Genomic DNA, 17,812 nt, shown 5'->3' with positions numbered 1-17,812 from the left:
AAAATTCAGGCGGCGGGCGGTTTCGGCACTTTGATCACGGGCGCCGCGCCGCCCAGTCCGAAGATCGCGCGCACGCGTTCTCCGCCGGCGAGCGCCAGCGATGCCAGCAGCAGGAAACCCCAGGCGCAATCGCCGAAGAACTGCGACACGCCGAGCAAATTAAAGAGACTCGATAAAAACTGCAGCACGGTCGCGGCCAGGAACACGCACACGATGCGCCCATATCCGCCCGCCGGATTCACGCCGCCCATCACCGCAATCAGGATCGCGATCAGCAGGTACGAGTTGCCGTAATCCCATTTCGCGCTCGAGGTATGCGTCGCGCTGATCAATCCCGCAAGCGATGCCAGCACGCCGCACATGCCGTACGTGAGAATCAGCATACGGTCACGCGGAATGCCTGCGTAGAACGCAGCTTTCGGATTCGTGCCCATCAGATAGAGACGCAGGCCGAACGGCGTGCGCTTGAGCAACCAGCCGAGCAACAAAACGGTTGCCACGAAGATCCAGAGCGATATGGGTACTTCCAGGAAGGTGCCGTTGCCGATCGCTGAAAGCGCATCGAGATATTCGACGCGCACCGACGCGCCGTTGCTGAGCACGACGGCAATTCCGGTAAACAACAACGACGTACCCAGCGTGCAAAGAATCGGCGTGAGTTTCAGGCGCGCGATGATCACGCCGTTCATCAATCCGCCGATCAAACCGAGCGCCACCGTGATCGCGCAGAATACGGCTGTGTAAAGCACGGGCGAGTTGTCGGCGGAGATGAACATGGGCAGCAACAGCGCCGCGACCATGCCCGAAAGATTGGCGAGCGCCACGCCCGACAAGTCGATACCGCCATTGCCCGATACCATCGAAAGCATGATGCCGAGCGCGAGCAGGCCGAGCTCGGGCAACTGGCTGCCCATCGACTGGAGGTTGTCGATATCGACGAACTGTCCGTGCGATAAAACCGTCGCAACGATCACGACCAGCAGGTTCACCGCGACCAGGAAATTCAGTTGCCGGTCAGCGAGCAATTTCGATGCAAACATCCAGACGCTCCTCGGTTCAGGAATGTTGAGCTGGTTCGCCGAGTACGGCGTGGATCTCGGCGAGCTTCGGCATGGACGGTGCAGTACCCGCACGCGTGACCGACAGGCTTGCGAGCGCGCAGCCGAAACGTACGGCGTCGAGCGCGCTTTCGCCGCGTGCGAGCGCCGCGGCAAAACCGCCGGTGAAGCCGTCGCCGGCGCCCGCGGTTTCGACCACACGGCCGCAGTTGAACGCCGGCACCAGCACCGATTCCTTCGATGTATGCAGCAACGCGCCCGCTTCTCCCAACGTCACGATCACGGCTTTCACGCCTTTGCCGAGCAGGACGTCGGCGGCTTTGCGTGCATCGTCGACTGAGGCGATTTCAACGCTGGTCAGCGCTGTCGCTTCGGTTTCGTTCGGCGTGATGTAGTCGCACAGCGGGAAGATGTCGTCATCGAGCGTGAACGCGGGCGCCGGATTGAACACGGTCGTCACGCCATGACGATGCGCGATTTCAAGTCCGCGCTTCGCCGCCGCAACAGGTTGTTCGAGTTGCGTGACGAAGACCGCGGCAGATGCAATATCGGCCTCGATAGCGTCCACGTCTTCCGGGCACAAATGTCCAGCCGCGCCCGACGCCACGATGATAGCGTTGCCGCCGGTGACGTCATCCACGAAGATATGCGCCGCGCCGGTTGCCACGCCATCCGTCGACGTGGCGCGCGCCGTGATGCCTTCCGCAGCCCACGTCGAGCGCGCGATTTCGCCGAACGCATCCGCGCCGAGACGGGTGCAGAAGATCACGTCGGCGCCCGCGCGTGCAGCCGCCACCGCCTGATTGGAACCCTTGCCGCCGGGCCCCATCGCGAATGCCGTTCCGGCGATGGTCTCGCCCAGGAGCGGCATGCGCGCGGCGCGAAACGTCAGGTCCGTCACATAGATGCCGAGAATGACGACGCTGCGGCTCATTTCTCATTCCCCGACGGTGCATCGGGCGCAAGGTTCACGCCCTTCTTGAAGATGAAGCAACCATAACCGCGCCCTTCGCCGGTCGCGATCACGCAATACGCTTGTTTCGCGCGCTCATAAAACGCAAACCGTTCGATTGAAGCAAACGGCGTCGTCTTTCCTTCGGCGGCATCGACTTCAGTCTGTGCTTCGCGTTGAACGGCGGGGAGCGCGTTTGCATCGCCGACAACTTCCATGCGCTCGGCCGGATGATCGACAAAACTATCCAGCGGGAACACCGACAGCACCGCGCGGATCGCACGCGGCGCATCCACGCCATCGAGCCGCAGCACGTGGCCGAGGACGGTCTGGCGCGCGACGGAATCGGCGGGGAAGTTTGCATCGCAGATCACGACTTCATCGCCGTGACCCATGGCGCACAGCGCATGCAGGATGTCGGCGTTCAGCAGCGGATCGAGGTTCTTGAGCATTGTGTCTCCTTCAGTTGAGCGGCCCCGCTGTCGTGCGGGGTCAAGCGCTCAGATTCTATTTCTTCTGCTTCCGCTGCGTTTCAATCCCCGTACGGAATCCAGATATTCTTCACCTGCACGGCTTGTCTCAGGAACGGCAAGCCTTCGGAAACGTCGGCATCGAACCAGTCGAACACGCGGCCGTGATCCACGAACGTGCGCTTCAGGTTGCCGATGGATTCACGCTCCACCATCGCCGATAAATCCGCGCCGCCGAAGGACCAGACGGCATCGACATCGTCGTGTTTCGCAAGCGTCGACGCCAGCGGCTTGCGCTCGCCCGTGATGATATTCAGCGCGCCAGCGGGCACATCCGATGTCTCGACCACCTGATAGAAGTCCGTGGCCATCAGCGGGCAGGTTTCGCTCGGCACCGCGACCACACGATTGCCCAATGCGAGCGCCGGTGCGATCAACGAAACGAGGCCCAGCAACGGCGCTTCATCCGGACACACCACGCCGATCACGCCGAGCGGTTCGTGCATGGCGAGCGCCACGCCCTTGAGCGGCGGCGAATGCACGGCGCCGTCGAACTTGTCGGCCCACGCGCCATAGGTGAACAAGCGCGTGATCGATGCTTCGACTTCGCGCTCGGCCTGGGCCGGAGAGATGCCGGTTCGCGCAACCAGTTGCCGTGCAAATTCCTCCGCACGCGCCGACAGATTTTCCGCGAGGTAATACAGCACTTGCGCGCGATTATGCGTGCTGGCCTGCGACCATTTTGCGGCGCCGCGCGCTGCCGCAACTGCGTTGCGCACGTCCTTGCGGCTGCCTTCCCCCACCTCGCCGACGATGCTCCCCGACGGTGCAAACACGAGCCGCGTGTAACCGCTGTCCGGCCGAACCTGCTTTCCGCCGACGAACATCTTCGCCGTGCGATCCAGCGCGCTGACATTGGATTCGGCCACTGAAGTGGACGCTGCAGGCGCACTAGACGCCGACGAACGAACGGCCAGCTTAGACCACGCACGCGGCTTCAGGTACTCGTAAATCCCCTCGCGTCCGCCTTCGCGGCCGAAGCCCGATTCGCGATATCCGCCGAAGCCGACGCCGGCATCGAATAGATTGGTTGCGTTGATCCAGACCACGCCGCATTCCAGGCGCGGCGCAATGTCCAGCGCACGGCCAATGGTCTCGCTCCATACACTCGCAGCGAGTCCATAGCGGGAATGGTTCGCGAGCGCGACGGCTTCATCGGGCGTGCGGAAACTCATGGTCACGAGCACCGGCCCGAAGATCTCGTCCTGCGCAAGCGTGGACGCGGGCGCGACATTCGTCACCAGCGTCGGTGGATAAAACGCGCCCTGCTCCGGCATCTGCAGCGCCTTGGGCTGATGAATCACGCAGCCCTCTGCAACGCCGCGCGCAACGAGCGACTGAATGCGTTCGAGCTGCACGGTATCGACGATCGCGCCCATGTCGATGCCCTTGTCGAGCGACGGCCCGACCCGCAGCGTATCCATGCGCCGCTTCAGCTTGTCGATAAAACGCTTCTCCACGCCTTCCTGCACGAGCAAGCGCGAACCCGCGCAGCACACTTGTCCCTGGTTGAACCAGATTGCATCGACGACACCTTCCACTGCGCTGTCGAGATCGGCGTCATCGAAAACGATGAACGGCGACTTGCCGCCCAGTTCCAGCGTCAACGACTTGCCCGAGCCTGCCGTCGCCACACGAATCTGCTTGCCGACTTCCGTTGAACCCGTAAAGGCAATCTTCGCGATGCGCGGATGATCGACCAGCGCGGCGCCGGTTCGTCCGTCGCCGGTGACGACGTTCAGCACGCCCGCAGGCAATCCCGCACGCGCCGCCAGTTCGGCGAACAGCAACGCGGTCAGCGGCGTGTATTCGGCCGGCTTCAGCACCACGCAGTTGCCGAGGGCGAGCGCCGGTGCAATCTTCCACGAGAGCATCAGCAGCGGGAAATTCCACGGCACGATCTGCCCGATCACACCCAGCGGCGCCCAGTCGGCGAACTCGCGATCCTGCAATTGCGCCCAGCCTGCGTGATGCAGGAAATGGCGGGCTACGAGCGGTATGTCGATGTCGCGCGATTCGCGGATCGGCTTGCCGTTATCGAGCGATTCGAGCACGGAAAAAAGGCGCGCGTTGCGCTGGACCATTCGCGACAGCGCATACAAATGACGCGCACGGCCGGCGCCACCAAGCGCTTGCCACGCTGGCAACGCCCGGTGCGCGGCGTCGACTGCTGCGTCCACATCGGACTGATCGCCTTGCGCAATGCTCGAAAGCACCCGCCCGGTAGCAGGCTCCGAAGAATCGAACCGCTCGCCGGCCAAGGGCTCACGAAAAGCGCCATCGATGAAATGACCAAAACCGTTGGTGTGTTGATCCAGCCAGGCGCGCGCGGCGCCGTCGTCTTCCGGTGCAGGTCCGTAATCCATCGAGGAGAAATAGTCGGCTACGCTCATTGGGAGCTCGTGTAAGAGAGTGATGCGAAAAATTCAGGCGACAGGATGCCGATGAAAAGCGGAATAGCGACCGGTGACGTGATGTTCGAGCTGCCGTTCGATATCGGCGAGCAGACTCGACGCGCCAATGCGAAACAACTCCGGTTCGAGCCATTCGCGGCCGAGTTCCTCTTTCATCAGGATCTGGTATTCGAGCACCGACTTGGCCGTCGACACGCCGCCCGCAGGCTTGAAGCCGATCATCACGCCCGTGCGTTCGAGGTATTCGCGGATCATGCGGACCATCACGAGCGAAACGTCGAGCGTGGCGTTCACGCCTTCCTTGCCCGTCGATGTCTTGATGAAATCGGCGCCGGCCATCATGCAGACCATCGACGCCTTGGCGATATTCGACAGCGTGCGGATATCGCCCGTCGCGAGAATCGCCTTGATATGCGCCGGGCCGCAAGCCGCGCGGAAGTCGCGCATTTCGTCGTAAAGCGCTTGCCAGTTGCCGGTCAGCACATGTTCGCGCGTGACGACAATATCGATCTCCGCCGCGCCGTCTTTCACAGACGCCTCGATTTCCTTCAGCTTCAGCGGATGCGGGATCAGCCCGGCAGGAAAACCTGTGGATACCGCCGCGACCGGAATGCCGCTGCCGGCAAGCGCCGCGACAGCGGTCGCAACGAAACGGTGGTACACGCAGACCGCGCCGGTCTTGATGGAACCGGGCGGCATGCCGAGCGATTCGAGCAGGTCATCGCGAACCGGACGGCGCGCTTTCGCACACAGCCGTTCGACGCGTGAGGCGGTATCGTCGCCATTGAGCGTGGTCAGATCGATGCAGGTGACGGCTTTCAGAAGCCACGCGGCCTGCGCATCCTTCTTCACGGCGCGGCGCGTGCCGAGCGTGCCGACTCGCCGGCCCACGGCCGACTGGTTGACGCGCAAGCCGTCTATCCACGAGAGATCCAGGGGCACGCCGGGATTGCGTTCGGCATGAACGGCGGGCGGTTTGCCGCGCAAGGGGACAACGGATTGAGAAGCGACGTCGAGCATGAGTAGGGCCGGTTGTGCAACGCACAACATTTTCCGGTTAATCGATAGAGCATTCTAACATTCTATTGTTACGATCGTAACATCGGGGATTACGCCTACGCCCGCGAAAAGACATTCAGCATTGCGCGCCAGCAACCCACTGAAATCCGCCAAAAGTCATCAATACGGTTCTCACGGTTAGAATCGCGTACTGAGCCGGAATTGTCATAAGTTGATGCACATCGACAATGCCGCCGCTGCCGCCGAGGAGAGTTTGATGGACGCATTGCCACCAGAAGAAACCATCCGCAGCGCCGTCGACCGGTCGGTAAGCCGCTTGCGCCTGCAGCACGAACTTGCCGTGCAGTTCGCGACATCCGTCCTGCGCGTGCACAACGCCGACGCGTTGCTCGATGAAGCGTGCAAGGCGGTATCGGCGGGATTGCATTCTCGCTTTGTCAAAGTGCTGCGCTATCAGCCGGAAAGCCAGACCTTCGTGCTGGAAGCAGGCGTGGGCTGGGACCCGGCGGATATCGGCACGACAGAACTCGGCGCCGACGACGCCAGCCCCGCAGGCCACGCGTTCACGAGCGGACGGCCGGTGTTGTCGAATCACCTCGGCGCCGAACACCGTTTTCGCACGCCCGAATTGCTGACGCGCCACGGCATCAAGCGCGCGATCAACGTGCCCATTCGCGGCATTCCGGAAACCTACGGCGTGCTGGAAGCCGACAGTTCCGACGACGAAGACTTCAGCGAAACCGATATCGTTTTCCTGGAAGGCATCGCGAACGTCATCTCGATGAGCCGCGAACGCCTCATGGCGGAATCGCAGACAGACGCCAACGAGCTCTTCTCCACCAGCGTACTGAACGCGAGCGTCGATTGCATTCAGGTGTTGTCGGTCGAGGGCGGGATCGAGTTCATGAACGACAACGGACTCACCGCGCTGAAAATCGATGACTTCGCTGAGATTGGCGGGATGCATTGCATCGACTTGTGGCCCGAGGATCAGCGGACCAAGGTCCTGCACGCGCTGGAGACGGCGGTGAATGGAGACCCCACGCGCTTCGAAGGCCCCTGTCCGACCTGCGCCGGCGATGCGCGCTGGTGGGATGTATCGGTGGCGCCGATTCGCGACCCCGACGACCAGGTCAAACGCGTCGTGCTCACCATGCGCGACGTGACCGAGCGGCACGAAAACGAGGAGAAGCTTGCCGCGCTGGTATCGAGCCAGGAAATCCAGTTGGGCAACTCCGCGCTGATGATGAAGGAAGTGCATCACCGCGTGCGCAACAGCCTGCAGCTCGTGCAGACGCTGCTCGCGTTGCAGGCGAATCTAGCCGGCGACAAATCCGTCGCCGTGCATTTGCAAGCCGCCGCCACGCGTGTGCGCACGGTCGGCTCCGTGCATCACCGGCTTTATCAGGACGACGGGGCCGAAGCCACGGACGCAACAAGTTACCTGCGCGGACTCACCTCGGACCTGGCTGACCTGGCTGCAGGGCGCGAGGTTACGCTGGAAGGCGAATCCATCGTGCTGCCGGCCGCACGGCTCGCCCCGCTTGGGCTTGTCACCGCAGAACTCGTAACCAATGCGCTCAAGTACGGCCGCGGCAAGGTGCGCGTCAAGCTGGAGCGCGCAAACGACGCGCTGCTGCTCGCGGTCGAAGACGAAGGCGACGGTTTTCCAAACGACTTTCCGAAACCGCAGGGCACGGGGCTTGGCATGCGGCTTGTGACGACATATGCCGGCAAGGGCATAGGCTCGGTGACGGTCGACCGGGACGTGCCTTATAGCCGGATCGTGGTGAGATTCGCGCCAGGCTGAAGCACGATGTTAGCAAGGCGCTTCAGCAGAAGCGCCTTATCCAGAATTACGGCCTCAATGGATCACTCAACATAATCGGCCACCATAATCGGCCACTCATTCTCTGAATTAATCAGACATACAAATCGATACAGCACGCGGATTTTCCGGGTGTTAAGCTAAACCGAACACACCGTTGTGTTGCCGTTGCGCATTCCCAAGAAGATTGTTTTACCGGTCTGCAGCCCGGGCGGTGAGCCTTACCGTTCAGCATCTGCTCACGACAATTCCCTTTGAATCAGTCCAGCCGGATACGTGCCCATGACAGAGATCAGCACCCAGGAAAGCAAGCCATCAGGTGAGTCGCGGACAAAGATTCTAATGTGTCCTTTCACGAATTACACCAACCGCTATATCGAGATTCAGAAAAGTCTATTCACCGAGATGGGTTACGACGTCATGCCCCTTTCCGTAAGGGGCTTGCTGCGGGGCGGATTCGTTCAGTTATTCAAACCCGAGAACGTCCTGGTGTTTCACTGGCTTGAGTATCGGCCGTTCAAGCGCGAGAAAGGCCGTGCTCAGTTCAGTATTTCAGGCAGCCTGCTTTTCGCTTTCTATTGCGCGCTGATCACAATTGCCAGAGCGAAGACGGTGTACTTCGTGCACGACCATATAGTCCACGATACAACCGGCTTCAACCGGCGCCTCGCCAGCCGTGTGATGTCGTTCATTCGCGGTCTCGCCGATTTCCGTGTGGTTCACGCGCCGAACTTCGAGGACAAATACAAGGCCACGTACTTGCCCCATCCTCTCTACTGGGATTCGCCGGGTCAGCCGCCTACCGTGCCGAAGAAGGAAAGCGGCAAACCCTTGTTCTCGCTGCTTGGCGTAATCCGCCCGTACAAACAGATCGACGCCGTGCTGGAGAACTGGCCAAGCGAATGCAATCTGCAGATCGCGGGTCTGGGCACCGAGGCGTATCTCGCGACGCTCAACGAGATCCTTGACCGGCGTTCGCTGCGCGGCACCGTGAATCTCGATGCCAAGTTCCTCTCGGACGCCGAGTTCGCGCAAAACGTGGTGAATACGGATGTGATCATCCTGCCGCACGCAGCCGACTCCATGCTGGTGAGCGGCGCGTTTTTCGAAGCGATCGGACGCGTGCCGCTAGTGATCTCGCGCTCGACGCCCTTCATGAAATGGGCAGCCGGCAAGTTCGACAACGTTCATCTCTTCGATGACATCAGCGAGCTTCCGGGCATCGTGCGCTCGATCAGCGAGACGTGGCCGGCAGCAGCATCGAGTTCGGCCAACTCCCTCGCCACCGATGAATTCGGCTGGCGCGCATGCCGCCGGCGCTATGAGCAGTTCTTCGAGTCGGTCGTGGGGCGGCGGAAGGTGGTTGAAGAGGCGGTGGTGGAGTAAGGCGCAGCTTTGCGGCGACTAGATGATGTTCTTCCGCCGCAACCCGTCGATCGTCTGCGCCTGCACTCCCCAGTCGCGAAGAATCTCTTCGCTGTGCTGCCCGGCACTCGCCGGCCCCGCGTTCACCTGCGGCGCGGTCCGGCTGAAGCGCGGCGCCGGTGCCGGTTGCGTCACCCCATCGACTTCTATGAATGTCTCGCGCGCCCGGTTATGCGCGTGCGACGGCGCTTCGTCCATATCCAGGACAGGCGCGAAACACACATCGGTCCCTTCCATCAGATCGCACCACGCTTGCCGTGGTTTCGTTGCGAAGATGGCCGAGATCTTCGTTTTCAGCTCCGGCCATCTGCTGCGGTCCATGTGGTTGTCGAAGGCGGGATCGTGGATATTGCACAGCTTGAGCAGCAACGCGTAAAACTGCGGCTCGATCGATCCCACCGATACAAACTTCCCGTCCGCACACGCATACGTGTTGTAGAAATGCGCGCCGCCGGCGAGCATGGCCGAGCCGCGTTCTCCCGTCCACGCGCCAAACGCCTTGTAGCCGTAGATCATCGCCCCGAGGAGCGCCGAACCTTCGACCATGGCGGCATCGATCACCTGCCCCTTGCCCGAGCCGCGCGCTTCCAGCAGCGCGCACACGACACCGAACGCGAGCATCATGCCGCCGCCGCCAAAGTCGCCCACGAGATTGAGCGGCGGCACCGGAGGCGCGTCGCCGTGGCCGATTTCGTGCAGCATGCCGCTCATCGCAATGTAGTTCAGGTCGTGCCCGGCGGCGTTCGCAAGCGGTCCGTCCTGGCCCCAGCCGGTCACGCGGCCATAAACAAGCCTGGGATTGCGCGCGAGACAGACGTCCGGCCCAAGTCCGAGCCGCTCCATCACGCCGGGACGAAAGCCTTCTATCAACCCATCGGCCTGGTCGATGAGATGCAGCGCCAGGTCGCGCGCCTCCGGCTCTTTCAGGTCCAGCGCGAGGGAACGGCGTCCGCGCGCCATCACGTCGAAACGGGTGCCTTGCATGGGATAGGGCGTCGGACCGTCCGTGGGCTTGCGGTCGATGCGGATCACTTCAGCGCCCATGTCGGCGAGCATCATTGCGGCGAACGGACACGGACCGAGCCCGACCATCTCGACAATGCGAAATCCCTTCAGCGGTCCGCTCATATTCCGCGCTCCGGGAGCGGCACGTAAATGACTAGCGATTTCATATCGGATTATCCTTGGCGCAAAGTACATGAGGAAGCGCATCAATCCAATAAACTCTACACCTCGAGCGGTCAAACAATCGGAGTCTGCCAATGCGTCTTCAGCCAATCAGGCACGCAAGCCTTTGCGCAGCATGCGTGCTTTTGTGTTTATCGGCTGGTGCTTGGGCTCAACAAGCCGCTAGCGGCACCCCCGCGCTGGCTGCGGCACTCAACATCACGCCGAACTTCGCCGGCGACGATCCCGTGGCCGTCAGGGACGCGCTTGTGCGCAAGCTCACGCCAGGAAAGGCGCGCACGTTCGCTCATCGGGTGGAAGATCTGGTCGGAACGGCGCTGCCCAGGACGCTCCACGATCCCGACGTGACCGATGCAAAGCTGAGCCGCGATCTCGCATTCGTGGTGCCGGCGCCGTATGGCATCAGGTATCGCTCGAAGATCCACGTCATGACCGTCGATGTGGACCTCTCCGACAGCGATCATCCGGACGCCATCGTGCTGAAAAAGACCATCATGGGACCGCGCGGGCGGAAACTGGTCGTTGCGGCGGAAGCGAAGGCGAAGGGGTATATCCAGAACGTCGACGTGATCGAACTCGACACCACCACGGGCAAACACAACAAGACCAGCGTGCGCGGGCGGTTCGGGTTATCGGAAGCGGCGTTCGAAGCGGCGGGCGACGGCGATCTCGCGCTCGTGCTGATCTGCCGCGTGGTGCCGCCTTACCTGACCGAGACCGTCGAGCATAGCGATCCGACCAACGAGGAACCCACCGACATCACCACGCGCACCGCGATGCTGCATGCGAATGTCGGCGAGGTCTGGCTGGTCAATCGCGAGAAGGGGGTCGTGCTGGCGAAGGGGCTGCATCTTGTCAAATAAGCGCGCGGCGTGACGCAACCACGTCCAGCAGGCATTCAACCAACAGGGACGCCGCCGGCGTCAGCGGACTATCGCGGCGCGTCACCAACCCAATCGCAATAGCCGGCGGCAAATCCGATATGGGCAGCACCGCAAGTCCATCGCCGACCCACGGATGATCGAGTAGCGGTGCGGGCAACGCCGCGACGGTGTCCGAGCCGCGCAGCAAACCGTGCGCGATCACAAAGCTCGGACATTCGATCACCCTCTTCGGCTCCGGCAAGCCACTGCCGGCAAAATAATCCAGCAGCTCGCGCGTCGAGCTTTCGGGCGATGGATTGAGCAGCCATTCGGCATCGACGAGTCCGGCAAGCGTCGTGCACCGCGCGAGCGGATGACCTTGGCGCGCGACGATCACCGATGGGCTCTCATACAACTCGATGTAATCGAACTCCGGCCCGAGCCGTTCCGGGTTGACGACGGCCACGACGAAATCCAGCGAACCGTCGCGCAAACGCGGCAACGCCACGCCCGGAAATCCCTCGATAAAACTCACCCGCGCATCCGGCATCTTCTCGCGGAAAGCACGAAACGCTTTCGGCAGAATCGATAACGCCGCGCTCGGCGTAATGGCCGCGGCAACGCTTCCGGACAGCTCGCCTTTCATGTGCGCGATATCGTCTTCAGCGCGGCGCATTTCGCTCGTCACCATCTGCCCACGAATCCTCAATTGCTGCCCGAACGCCGTGAGTTGCACGCCACGCGCCGTGCGCAAGACCAGCGGCACGCCGAGGTCCTGCTCCAGTTCCTTCAGCGCCTTGGTCAATGCAGCTTGCGAGAGATGCAGGCTGCGCGCCGCCGCCCGAATGCTGCCCTGTTCCGCGACCGTCAGGAATGCTCGCAATTGATGGTATTTCATCGACGTCCGTCTCAAATATCAAACGACAGATATGGGTTTCTACCGACAACCCAAAGTAGTCGCAAATTTAATTAGCTGTCTTCTGTTTTGCTCCCGGACTTTATATGCTTGACCGCCATTAGTCACCCGCCTTCAAGGAGCATGTCATGCTGTCAGTCGATCCCGTCGTTCCCGGCATTGCCGCCATTGCGCCGGAGTTCATCGCGGTGCGCAGGAAAATTCACGCGCATCCGGAACTCGCATTCGAGGAACGGGCGACCGGGGATCTCGTTGCCAGTTTGCTCGAGCAGTGGGGGTATGAGGTGACGCCTGGTGTCGGCAAAACGGGCGTGGTCGGCGTGCTCAAGCATGGCGGTGGCACGAAGCGCATCGGCCTGCGTGCGGACATGGATGCATTGCCTATCGAGGAAGCGACGGGGCTGCCCTACACGAGCGCCGTGCCGAAAACCATGCACGCGTGCGGCCACGACGGCCATACCGCCATGCTGTTGTGCGCCGCGCGCTACCTGGCGGAAAGCCGCCAGTTGTCGGGCACGCTCACGGTGATTTTCCAGCCCGCCGAGGAAAGCTACGGCGGCGCACGCGTGATGATGGAAGACGGACTTTTCGAGCGCTTTCCCTGCGATGCCATCTTCGGCCTGCACAACATGCCGGGCTTCGAAACAGGTTGCATGAGTTTCTGCACCGGACCTGCGATGGCATCGGCGGACCGGGCGACTATCGTGTTGCGCGGCCTCGGTGGACACGGCGCGCTTCCGCATCTTTCGCGCGATCCCATGCCGGCGGTGGGCGCGATCATCCTGGCCTTGCAGAGCATCGTTGCGCGGGAAGTCGATTCGCAGAAGTCCGCGGTGATCTCGGTGGGCAGTGTGAAGGCCGGCGATACCTTCAACGTCATCCCGCAAACCGCCGAGATGAAACTTTCCATTCGCGCGCTCGACCCCGCCGTGCGCGCGCTCTTGCGCGAGCGCATTACCACGCTCATCCACGCGCAGGGAGCAGCGTTCGGAGTCGAGGCGGACATCGATTACGAATGGGGTTATCCGGTGCTTTTCAATCACGCGGACCCCACGGCATTTTCCGCCGATGTCGCCACGAAACTGCTCGGCGCGCAACGCGTCGATACGAACGCAAGGCCGTTGATGGGCAGCGAGGATTTCGCCTACATGCTGCAAGTCGTGCCGGGTTCGTATGCCTGGATTGGCAACGGAATCGAAGGCAAAGGCAGTTGCATGGTCCATAACCCGGGCTACGACTTCAACGACGACATCCTGGCGCTCGGCGCGAGTTATTGGGTGCGGCTGGCCGAAGCGTATCTCGCTGATTGAGTGACTGAACGCCTCCAAATACTCCCCAAGTACCGCGCATCGAGAAAAATCATGGGCATCCCTTCAATACGCGATATCAACGTGGCAACGGGCATGGTTCCGGTGCGCAAGCAAAGCCGTGCGCGACTCGTCGCTGCGGCGGCCGTGGGCAATGCGCTGGAGTTCTACGACTTCACTGTCTACGGATTCTTCGCCCTCGTGATTGGCAAGCTTTTCTTTCCAGTGCAGGACCCGGTCGGACAGTTGCTTCTCGCGGTCGCGAGCTTCGGTGTCGGTTTCTTCACGCGGCCGGTCGGCGGATTGCTGATTGGCATTTATGCTGATCGCGCGGGCCGCAAGAAGGCGATGATCCTGACGCTCGGGCTCATGGCCCTGGGCACGGCGATGATCGCGGTCGCGCCGACCTATGCGCAAGCCGGCGTTGCCGGTCCGTTGATCCTGGTGATCGCACGGCTGATCCAGGGCTTTTCGGCGGGCGGTGAAGTCGGGGCATCGACTACGTTGCTGATCGAGCAGGCGCCGCCGAACCGGCGCGGCTTCTATGCATCGTGGCAGTTCGCGAGCCAGGGACTTGCCGCACTCGCCGGCGCGCTGACGGGCGTCGCGCTGACGGCGAGCCTCACGTCCGCGCAACTTGAAAATTGGGGATGGCGCGTGCCGTTTGTTATCGGTACGTTGATCGTGCCAGTCGGCTGGTGGCTGCGTCGCACGCTCGAAGAAGAACCGCCTCGAACGCCGATGCCGAAGGCGCCAACACTTCCTTTAATCGATGTCATTGGCAATCATCGGCGCGCACTGCTGAGCGGGCTCGGCCTGACGATCGCCGGGACGGCAGCGCATTTCATCATCGTTTTTTATCTATCGATCTACGGCGTGAAGACGCTCGGCCTGCCCCCGGCAACCGCGATGCTGTCGGGATGTTTGTCGGGCGCGATCATTTTCGTGCTTGCGCCCGTCGGTGGTTATCTGACTGACCGCTTCGGGCGCAAGCCGCTTGCACAGGTGACGCGCGTGATCCTGATGCTCGCAATCTATCCCGCTTTTGTCGCATTGAACACGTGGCCGGCGACCAGCACGCTGATCATCGTGGTGGCACTGCTCTCTTCGGTGCATGCGATCAACATCGGCGGCGTTGGAGCCATGCTCGGCGAGCTCTTTCCGCGCGCCGTTCGCGCGACCGGCGGCGCCGTGGTGTATAGCGTCGGTGTTGCGATCTTCGGCGGCTTCGCGCAGTTCTTCGTGACGTCGCTGATCATCGTGACCGGCAGCGTGCTGGCGCCGGCGTGGTATGTGATCGGCTGCGGCGCGCTCGGGCTGATAGCGGTTGCATGCATGGACGAAACGTCGCACAAGGCGCTGGATGAGTAGGCACCGTCAGTCGCAGCCCGCAAGTTCACGCCGCTCGGCGTTTTGCAGCGGAAAACCATTGAACGCGCATTTCATCAATGCGGGTAATGCGGCGCTCCCGGCCGGATCGCGGTCGGCGTGCGTGACGCTCACTTGATACACGGTCGCGCCGGTCTTGCTTCCGATGAACTGGACGGTCAACGCATGGACATAGCGCTTTCGTTCAAAGAAGCCCGTCGATGCTGCGAAGTCATCGCACGCTTCTTCCGGCGCGGTCGAACACGTGGCCTGGACGCGGACGTTCTGCGGGCGGGTCGCGTAGCCGAGCTTGATCAGGTAGTCCGCCTGAGTTGCTAACGCGGGTTGCAGGCCCTGTGCGGTGAGCGCTTCACGCAGCGGTCGGGCGGTTGCGTCATCCACGCCGGCTTGCGTTTTATCGAGCGCGTATGTCCTGATGCCGCTCGTCGAGAACGCGCCATCGCGATACGCGCTGATGCGAACCGGTTGTTCACTCGCGCAGGCACTCAGCAGTGCAAGAAGAAGCACGGCGGCACGCATTGATCGTAGTTTCACTTCATATCCCTCTCTTATTGCTCGACGGCGTGCGCACGTAACGTGATCGTTACGGCGGTTCCCACGTTCAGCGCGCTTTCGATCGCGATATCACCGGCATGGCGGCTCACCACGGTCTTGACGAACGCCATGCCGAGACCGGTCCCGTCGCTTGCCGGCTGGCCATCGGCATGAAAGCGGCGAAAGCGCTCGAAGAGATGCGCCTGTTGCTCGATCGCGATGCCATACCCCTGATCGCGGACCACGCAGACCACCGTATCCGCCGTCGCGCTGATGATGCAATCCACGCGCGTCGCGGGCGGGCTGAACTTGACGGCGTTGCTCAGCAGGTTGATCAGCGCGCGCGTCATCAAGGAACGGTCGGCCAGCACCCAGAAGTGCTCCCCTTGCGACTCGCATCGGACATCGATTTGTTTTGCGCTGGCTTGCGGCCAGATTTCGTCGCTGGCATCGATTGCAAGCTCATGAAGGTTCAAAGGCTCGAGCTGGTAATGCTGCGACTCGGCGCGCGCGAGTTGCACGAAGTCATCGGCGAGAGCGAGCGACCGGCGCGCGTAACGTTCAACGCGTTCCGTCAGATCCACCGCGCGCTGCGAATCGAGATGCGGCCGCTCGGTTTCAAGCAGCGCCAGGATGGATGCCTGCGGCGAGCGCATGTCGTGTGACAGGAGATGCAGCATGTCGTCGCGCTGACGCTCGGACGCGTGCAGCGCGGTGATATCGACCCAGCTCGCGATCCATCCCGGCGCGTCGCCCGTGTTGGTTGTGCAAGGCGCGTAACGGAGCATGTGGTCACGGCCGTGGAGATCGCGTACCTCGATGCCGCGTGTCATCACGTCCGCATGTGCGGCTACGCGTGGATCGAGAACAGCGGGCCATGAAATGTCGCGGGTGGTTTCATCGACGAGGCGCACGAAGTGGAATGTGCTGAAGACATCCATGATGGACATGTCGGTGAAACGCATCGGGCCGAGTTGAAGGCGCGCGGGATCGTTGACCATCAGGATGCGGCCGGCGTGATCGCAAACCACGATGGGCTCCGGCAAACTGTTCAGGCTGTCCCAGATAAATTGCCGCATGTTGCGCTGACGCTGCACGGCTTCGCGCGTGAGTCCGATAAGCCGTTCGAGCATATCGCCGGCTGCGTGGTGCGGTTTTTTATCGGCGCCGGGCAGCAGGTTGGGTTCGGCGGCGAGGAGGCGCAGCTCCTGGCCGAGATAGGACATGGCGACTTCGAGCCGCCGCCAGCTCCATAGCAGATAGATCAGCGCGAGACCGCCGAGCGCGGGAACCGGCGATAGCCAACGCGAGCGCACATACATCAGCGCGGCGCTCGCAATCAGACTTGCAGCCGCAAGCCCTGCGGTCAGGATCAGCGACTGGAACGGCGACATCACCAGCAAGCCGCCCAGCAGCAAGAGGACAGGCACGATACTCGTCCAGACGCCCGTCGGGTTATCGACGGGAACGACGGCGCGGCCTTCGAGCAGCGCGTCGAGGATCGTCGCGTGGATATCGACGCCGGGCAACTCGCCGAGCGCGCCGGATACCGGTGTGGCGAAACGGTCACGCAATCCTGCGGCCGTCGCGCCGACGAGCACGACCTTGCCCGTGAAAAATTCCGGCGGCACCTGGCCGAGCATCGCGGATACGAACGATACACGCGGATACTCTGCCGACTCACGCGAAAACGGAATCAGCATTCGATGTGCACGCCGGAGGTCGCCGGCGGATGCGGCGTCTTTTCCTTGCGTGCCGGGTAATGGCGCATGCGGGCCGCGCAGCGCGTGGTACACCGGCACCATCAATCCTGGCCACCAGTCGCGCCCGTTGCCCTCGAACAGCGAGACACTGCGTGCGATGCCGTCGCGGTCCACATCGAGATCGATATGTCCTATGCCCGCGGCTGCATCGCGCAGAACGGGAACGGGCTCCACGGCCGCAGGCGCATTCTGGTTGAGCGGCTGGCGATCGACCAGCAACGGCAGATATGTGGGCACGCTTTTCATCGCATTGGCAAAGGCCGTGTCACCCGGCGATGACTCCGTGAACAGCACGTCGTACGCTACAGCGCGCGGCTTCGCTTTGGCGATCTGCTCGAGCAACGCCGCATGTGTGTCGCGCGGCCATGGCCAGCGCCCGAGTTCGGCAATGCTTTCGTCGTCGATGGCAACGATCACTATGTCCGATGCCATCCGATGCGTCGAATGCAGCCGCAGCTGATCGTAGACCAGGAAGCTTGCGCGTTCTGTCAGCGGACCGACGACGCCATACACCACGGCGGCAATCCCGATCGCGCCTATCAGCGTCCACTCGAACAGGAAGCGCCTGCCTATCGACGGACCCCGGTCCCGTCGCTCGCTAAAAGGAAACCGCCACGGCATGCGT

14 protein-coding genes are annotated in these 17,812 nt (G+C 62.2%); 5 read left to right on the top strand and 9 right to left on the bottom strand.

Annotated elements, in window-relative coordinates; all coding sequences use genetic code 11:
* Positions 1-5: 5 nt before the first annotated feature.
* The 5 genes from AX768_RS16915 to deoC all read right to left on the bottom strand — a co-directional run bounded on the left by AX768_RS16915 (position 6) and on the right by deoC (position 5,974).
* A complete protein-coding gene (locus AX768_RS16915; RefSeq protein WP_062001295.1) occupies positions 6-1,040 on the bottom strand; it encodes an ABC transporter permease in 1,035 nt (344 codons plus the stop codon).
* A 16-nt stretch (positions 1,041-1,056) separates the two neighbouring features.
* Positions 1,057-1,992, bottom strand: a complete 936-nt coding sequence (rbsK, locus tag AX768_RS16910; RefSeq protein WP_062001294.1) for a ribokinase — start codon at positions 1,990-1,992, stop codon at positions 1,057-1,059.
* Positions 1,989-2,462: an RbsD/FucU family protein gene (locus AX768_RS16905; protein WP_062001293.1), complete on the bottom strand. Its 474-nt coding sequence runs from the start codon at positions 2,460-2,462 to the stop codon at positions 1,989-1,991. The genes rbsK and AX768_RS16905 overlap by 4 nt, the downstream gene beginning before the upstream one ends.
* 80 nt (positions 2,463-2,542) lie before the next feature.
* The gene (locus AX768_RS16900) at positions 2,543-4,933 is read right to left on the bottom strand and encodes an aldehyde dehydrogenase family protein (RefSeq protein WP_062001292.1); all 2,391 of its coding nucleotides are present in this window, start codon (positions 4,931-4,933) and stop codon (positions 2,543-2,545) included.
* A gap of 33 nt (positions 4,934-4,966) precedes the next feature.
* On the bottom strand, positions 4,967-5,974 hold the full coding sequence (gene deoC / locus AX768_RS16895; RefSeq protein WP_062002281.1) for a deoxyribose-phosphate aldolase: 1,008 nt from the start codon (positions 5,972-5,974) through the stop codon (positions 4,967-4,969).
* Between the two features lie 214 nt (positions 5,975-6,188).
* Here deoC and AX768_RS16890 point away from each other — a divergent pair, with 214 nt between their 5' ends.
* Together AX768_RS16890 and AX768_RS16885 are read left to right on the top strand one after the other, a co-directional pair.
* The gene (locus AX768_RS16890; protein ID WP_231941496.1) at positions 6,189-7,784 is read left to right on the top strand and encodes a sensor histidine kinase; all 1,596 of its coding nucleotides are present in this window, start codon (positions 6,189-6,191) and stop codon (positions 7,782-7,784) included.
* Positions 7,785-8,084: 300 nt separating this feature from the next.
* Positions 8,085-9,188, top strand: a complete 1,104-nt coding sequence (locus tag AX768_RS16885; RefSeq protein ID WP_062001291.1) for a glycosyltransferase — start codon at positions 8,085-8,087, stop codon at positions 9,186-9,188.
* An 18-nt stretch (positions 9,189-9,206) separates the two neighbouring features.
* Here the strand turns inward: AX768_RS16885 and AX768_RS16880 are convergent, their stop codons facing one another.
* The gene (locus AX768_RS16880) at positions 9,207-10,355 is read right to left on the bottom strand and encodes a CaiB/BaiF CoA transferase family protein (protein ID WP_062001290.1); all 1,149 of its coding nucleotides are present in this window, start codon (positions 10,353-10,355) and stop codon (positions 9,207-9,209) included.
* 134 nt (positions 10,356-10,489) lie between these two features.
* Here AX768_RS16880 and AX768_RS16875 point away from each other — a divergent pair, with 134 nt between their 5' ends.
* The gene (locus tag AX768_RS16875; protein WP_062001289.1) at positions 10,490-11,278 is read left to right on the top strand and encodes a hypothetical protein; all 789 of its coding nucleotides are present in this window, start codon (positions 10,490-10,492) and stop codon (positions 11,276-11,278) included.
* Here AX768_RS16875 and AX768_RS16870 read toward each other — a convergent pair.
* Positions 11,271-12,176 (bottom strand): LysR substrate-binding domain-containing protein, encoded by a 906-nt coding sequence (locus AX768_RS16870; RefSeq protein ID WP_062001288.1) that lies wholly within the window; start codon positions 12,174-12,176, stop codon positions 11,271-11,273. The two genes, AX768_RS16875 and AX768_RS16870, sit on opposite strands and share 8 nt — an antisense overlap.
* A 146-nt stretch (positions 12,177-12,322) precedes the next feature.
* On the opposite strand from AX768_RS16870, the gene AX768_RS16865 reads away from it, so the two are divergent.
* Positions 12,323-13,504 (top strand): M20 aminoacylase family protein, encoded by a 1,182-nt coding sequence (locus AX768_RS16865; RefSeq protein ID WP_062001287.1) that lies wholly within the window; start codon positions 12,323-12,325, stop codon positions 13,502-13,504.
* A gap of 93 nt (positions 13,505-13,597) precedes the next feature.
* Entirely contained in the window at positions 13,598-14,872 is a 1,275-nt protein-coding gene (locus AX768_RS16860; protein ID WP_062002279.1) for an MFS transporter, read from the top strand.
* 6 nt (positions 14,873-14,878) lie between these two features.
* On the opposite strand, the gene AX768_RS16855 is transcribed toward AX768_RS16860, so the two are convergent.
* Together AX768_RS16855 and AX768_RS16850 are read right to left on the bottom strand one after the other, a co-directional pair.
* Positions 14,879-15,424, bottom strand: coding sequence for a DUF4136 domain-containing protein (locus AX768_RS16855; protein WP_143325582.1), 546 nt, complete (start codon positions 15,422-15,424; stop codon positions 14,879-14,881).
* A gap of 14 nt (positions 15,425-15,438) precedes the next feature.
* Entirely contained in the window at positions 15,439-17,808 is a 2,370-nt protein-coding gene (locus AX768_RS16850) for a CHASE2 domain-containing protein (RefSeq protein WP_062001285.1), read from the bottom strand.
* Positions 17,809-17,812 lie beyond the last annotated feature (4 nt).

Source organism: Burkholderia sp. PAMC 28687 (assembly GCF_001577465.1).
Taxonomy (GTDB): Bacteria; Pseudomonadota; Gammaproteobacteria; order Burkholderiales; family Burkholderiaceae; genus Caballeronia.
Note: the sequence above shows the minus strand (reverse complement) of the source record. Positions and strands in the feature narration are given on the sequence as shown.

Coding starts and splice junctions, on each gene's coding strand:
- AX768_RS16915 (WP_062001295.1), bottom strand. CDS start 1,040: ATGTTTGCATCGAAATTGCTCGCTGACCGGCAACTGAATTTCCTGGTC.
- rbsK (WP_062001294.1), bottom strand. CDS start 1,992: ATGAGCCGCAGCGTCGTCATTCTCGGCATCTATGTGACGGACCTGACG.
- AX768_RS16905 (WP_062001293.1), bottom strand. CDS start 2,462: ATGCTCAAGAACCTCGATCCGCTGCTGAACGCCGACATCCTGCATGCG.
- AX768_RS16900 (WP_062001292.1), bottom strand. CDS start 4,933: ATGAGCGTAGCCGACTATTTCTCCTCGATGGATTACGGACCTGCACCG.
- deoC (WP_062002281.1), bottom strand. CDS start 5,974: ATGCTCGACGTCGCTTCTCAATCCGTTGTCCCCTTGCGCGGCAAACCG.
- AX768_RS16890 (WP_231941496.1), top strand. CDS start 6,189: ATGCACATCGACAATGCCGCCGCTGCCGCCGAGGAGAGTTTGATGGAC.
- AX768_RS16885 (WP_062001291.1), top strand. CDS start 8,085: ATGACAGAGATCAGCACCCAGGAAAGCAAGCCATCAGGTGAGTCGCGG.
- AX768_RS16880 (WP_062001290.1), bottom strand. CDS start 10,355: ATGAGCGGACCGCTGAAGGGATTTCGCATTGTCGAGATGGTCGGGCTC.
- AX768_RS16875 (WP_062001289.1), top strand. CDS start 10,490: ATGCGTCTTCAGCCAATCAGGCACGCAAGCCTTTGCGCAGCATGCGTG.
- AX768_RS16870 (WP_062001288.1), bottom strand. CDS start 12,176: ATGAAATACCATCAATTGCGAGCATTCCTGACGGTCGCGGAACAGGGC.
- AX768_RS16865 (WP_062001287.1), top strand. CDS start 12,323: ATGCTGTCAGTCGATCCCGTCGTTCCCGGCATTGCCGCCATTGCGCCG.
- AX768_RS16860 (WP_062002279.1), top strand. CDS start 13,598: ATGGTTCCGGTGCGCAAGCAAAGCCGTGCGCGACTCGTCGCTGCGGCG.
- AX768_RS16850 (WP_062001285.1), bottom strand. CDS start 17,808: ATGCCGTGGCGGTTTCCTTTTAGCGAGCGACGGGACCGGGGTCCGTCG.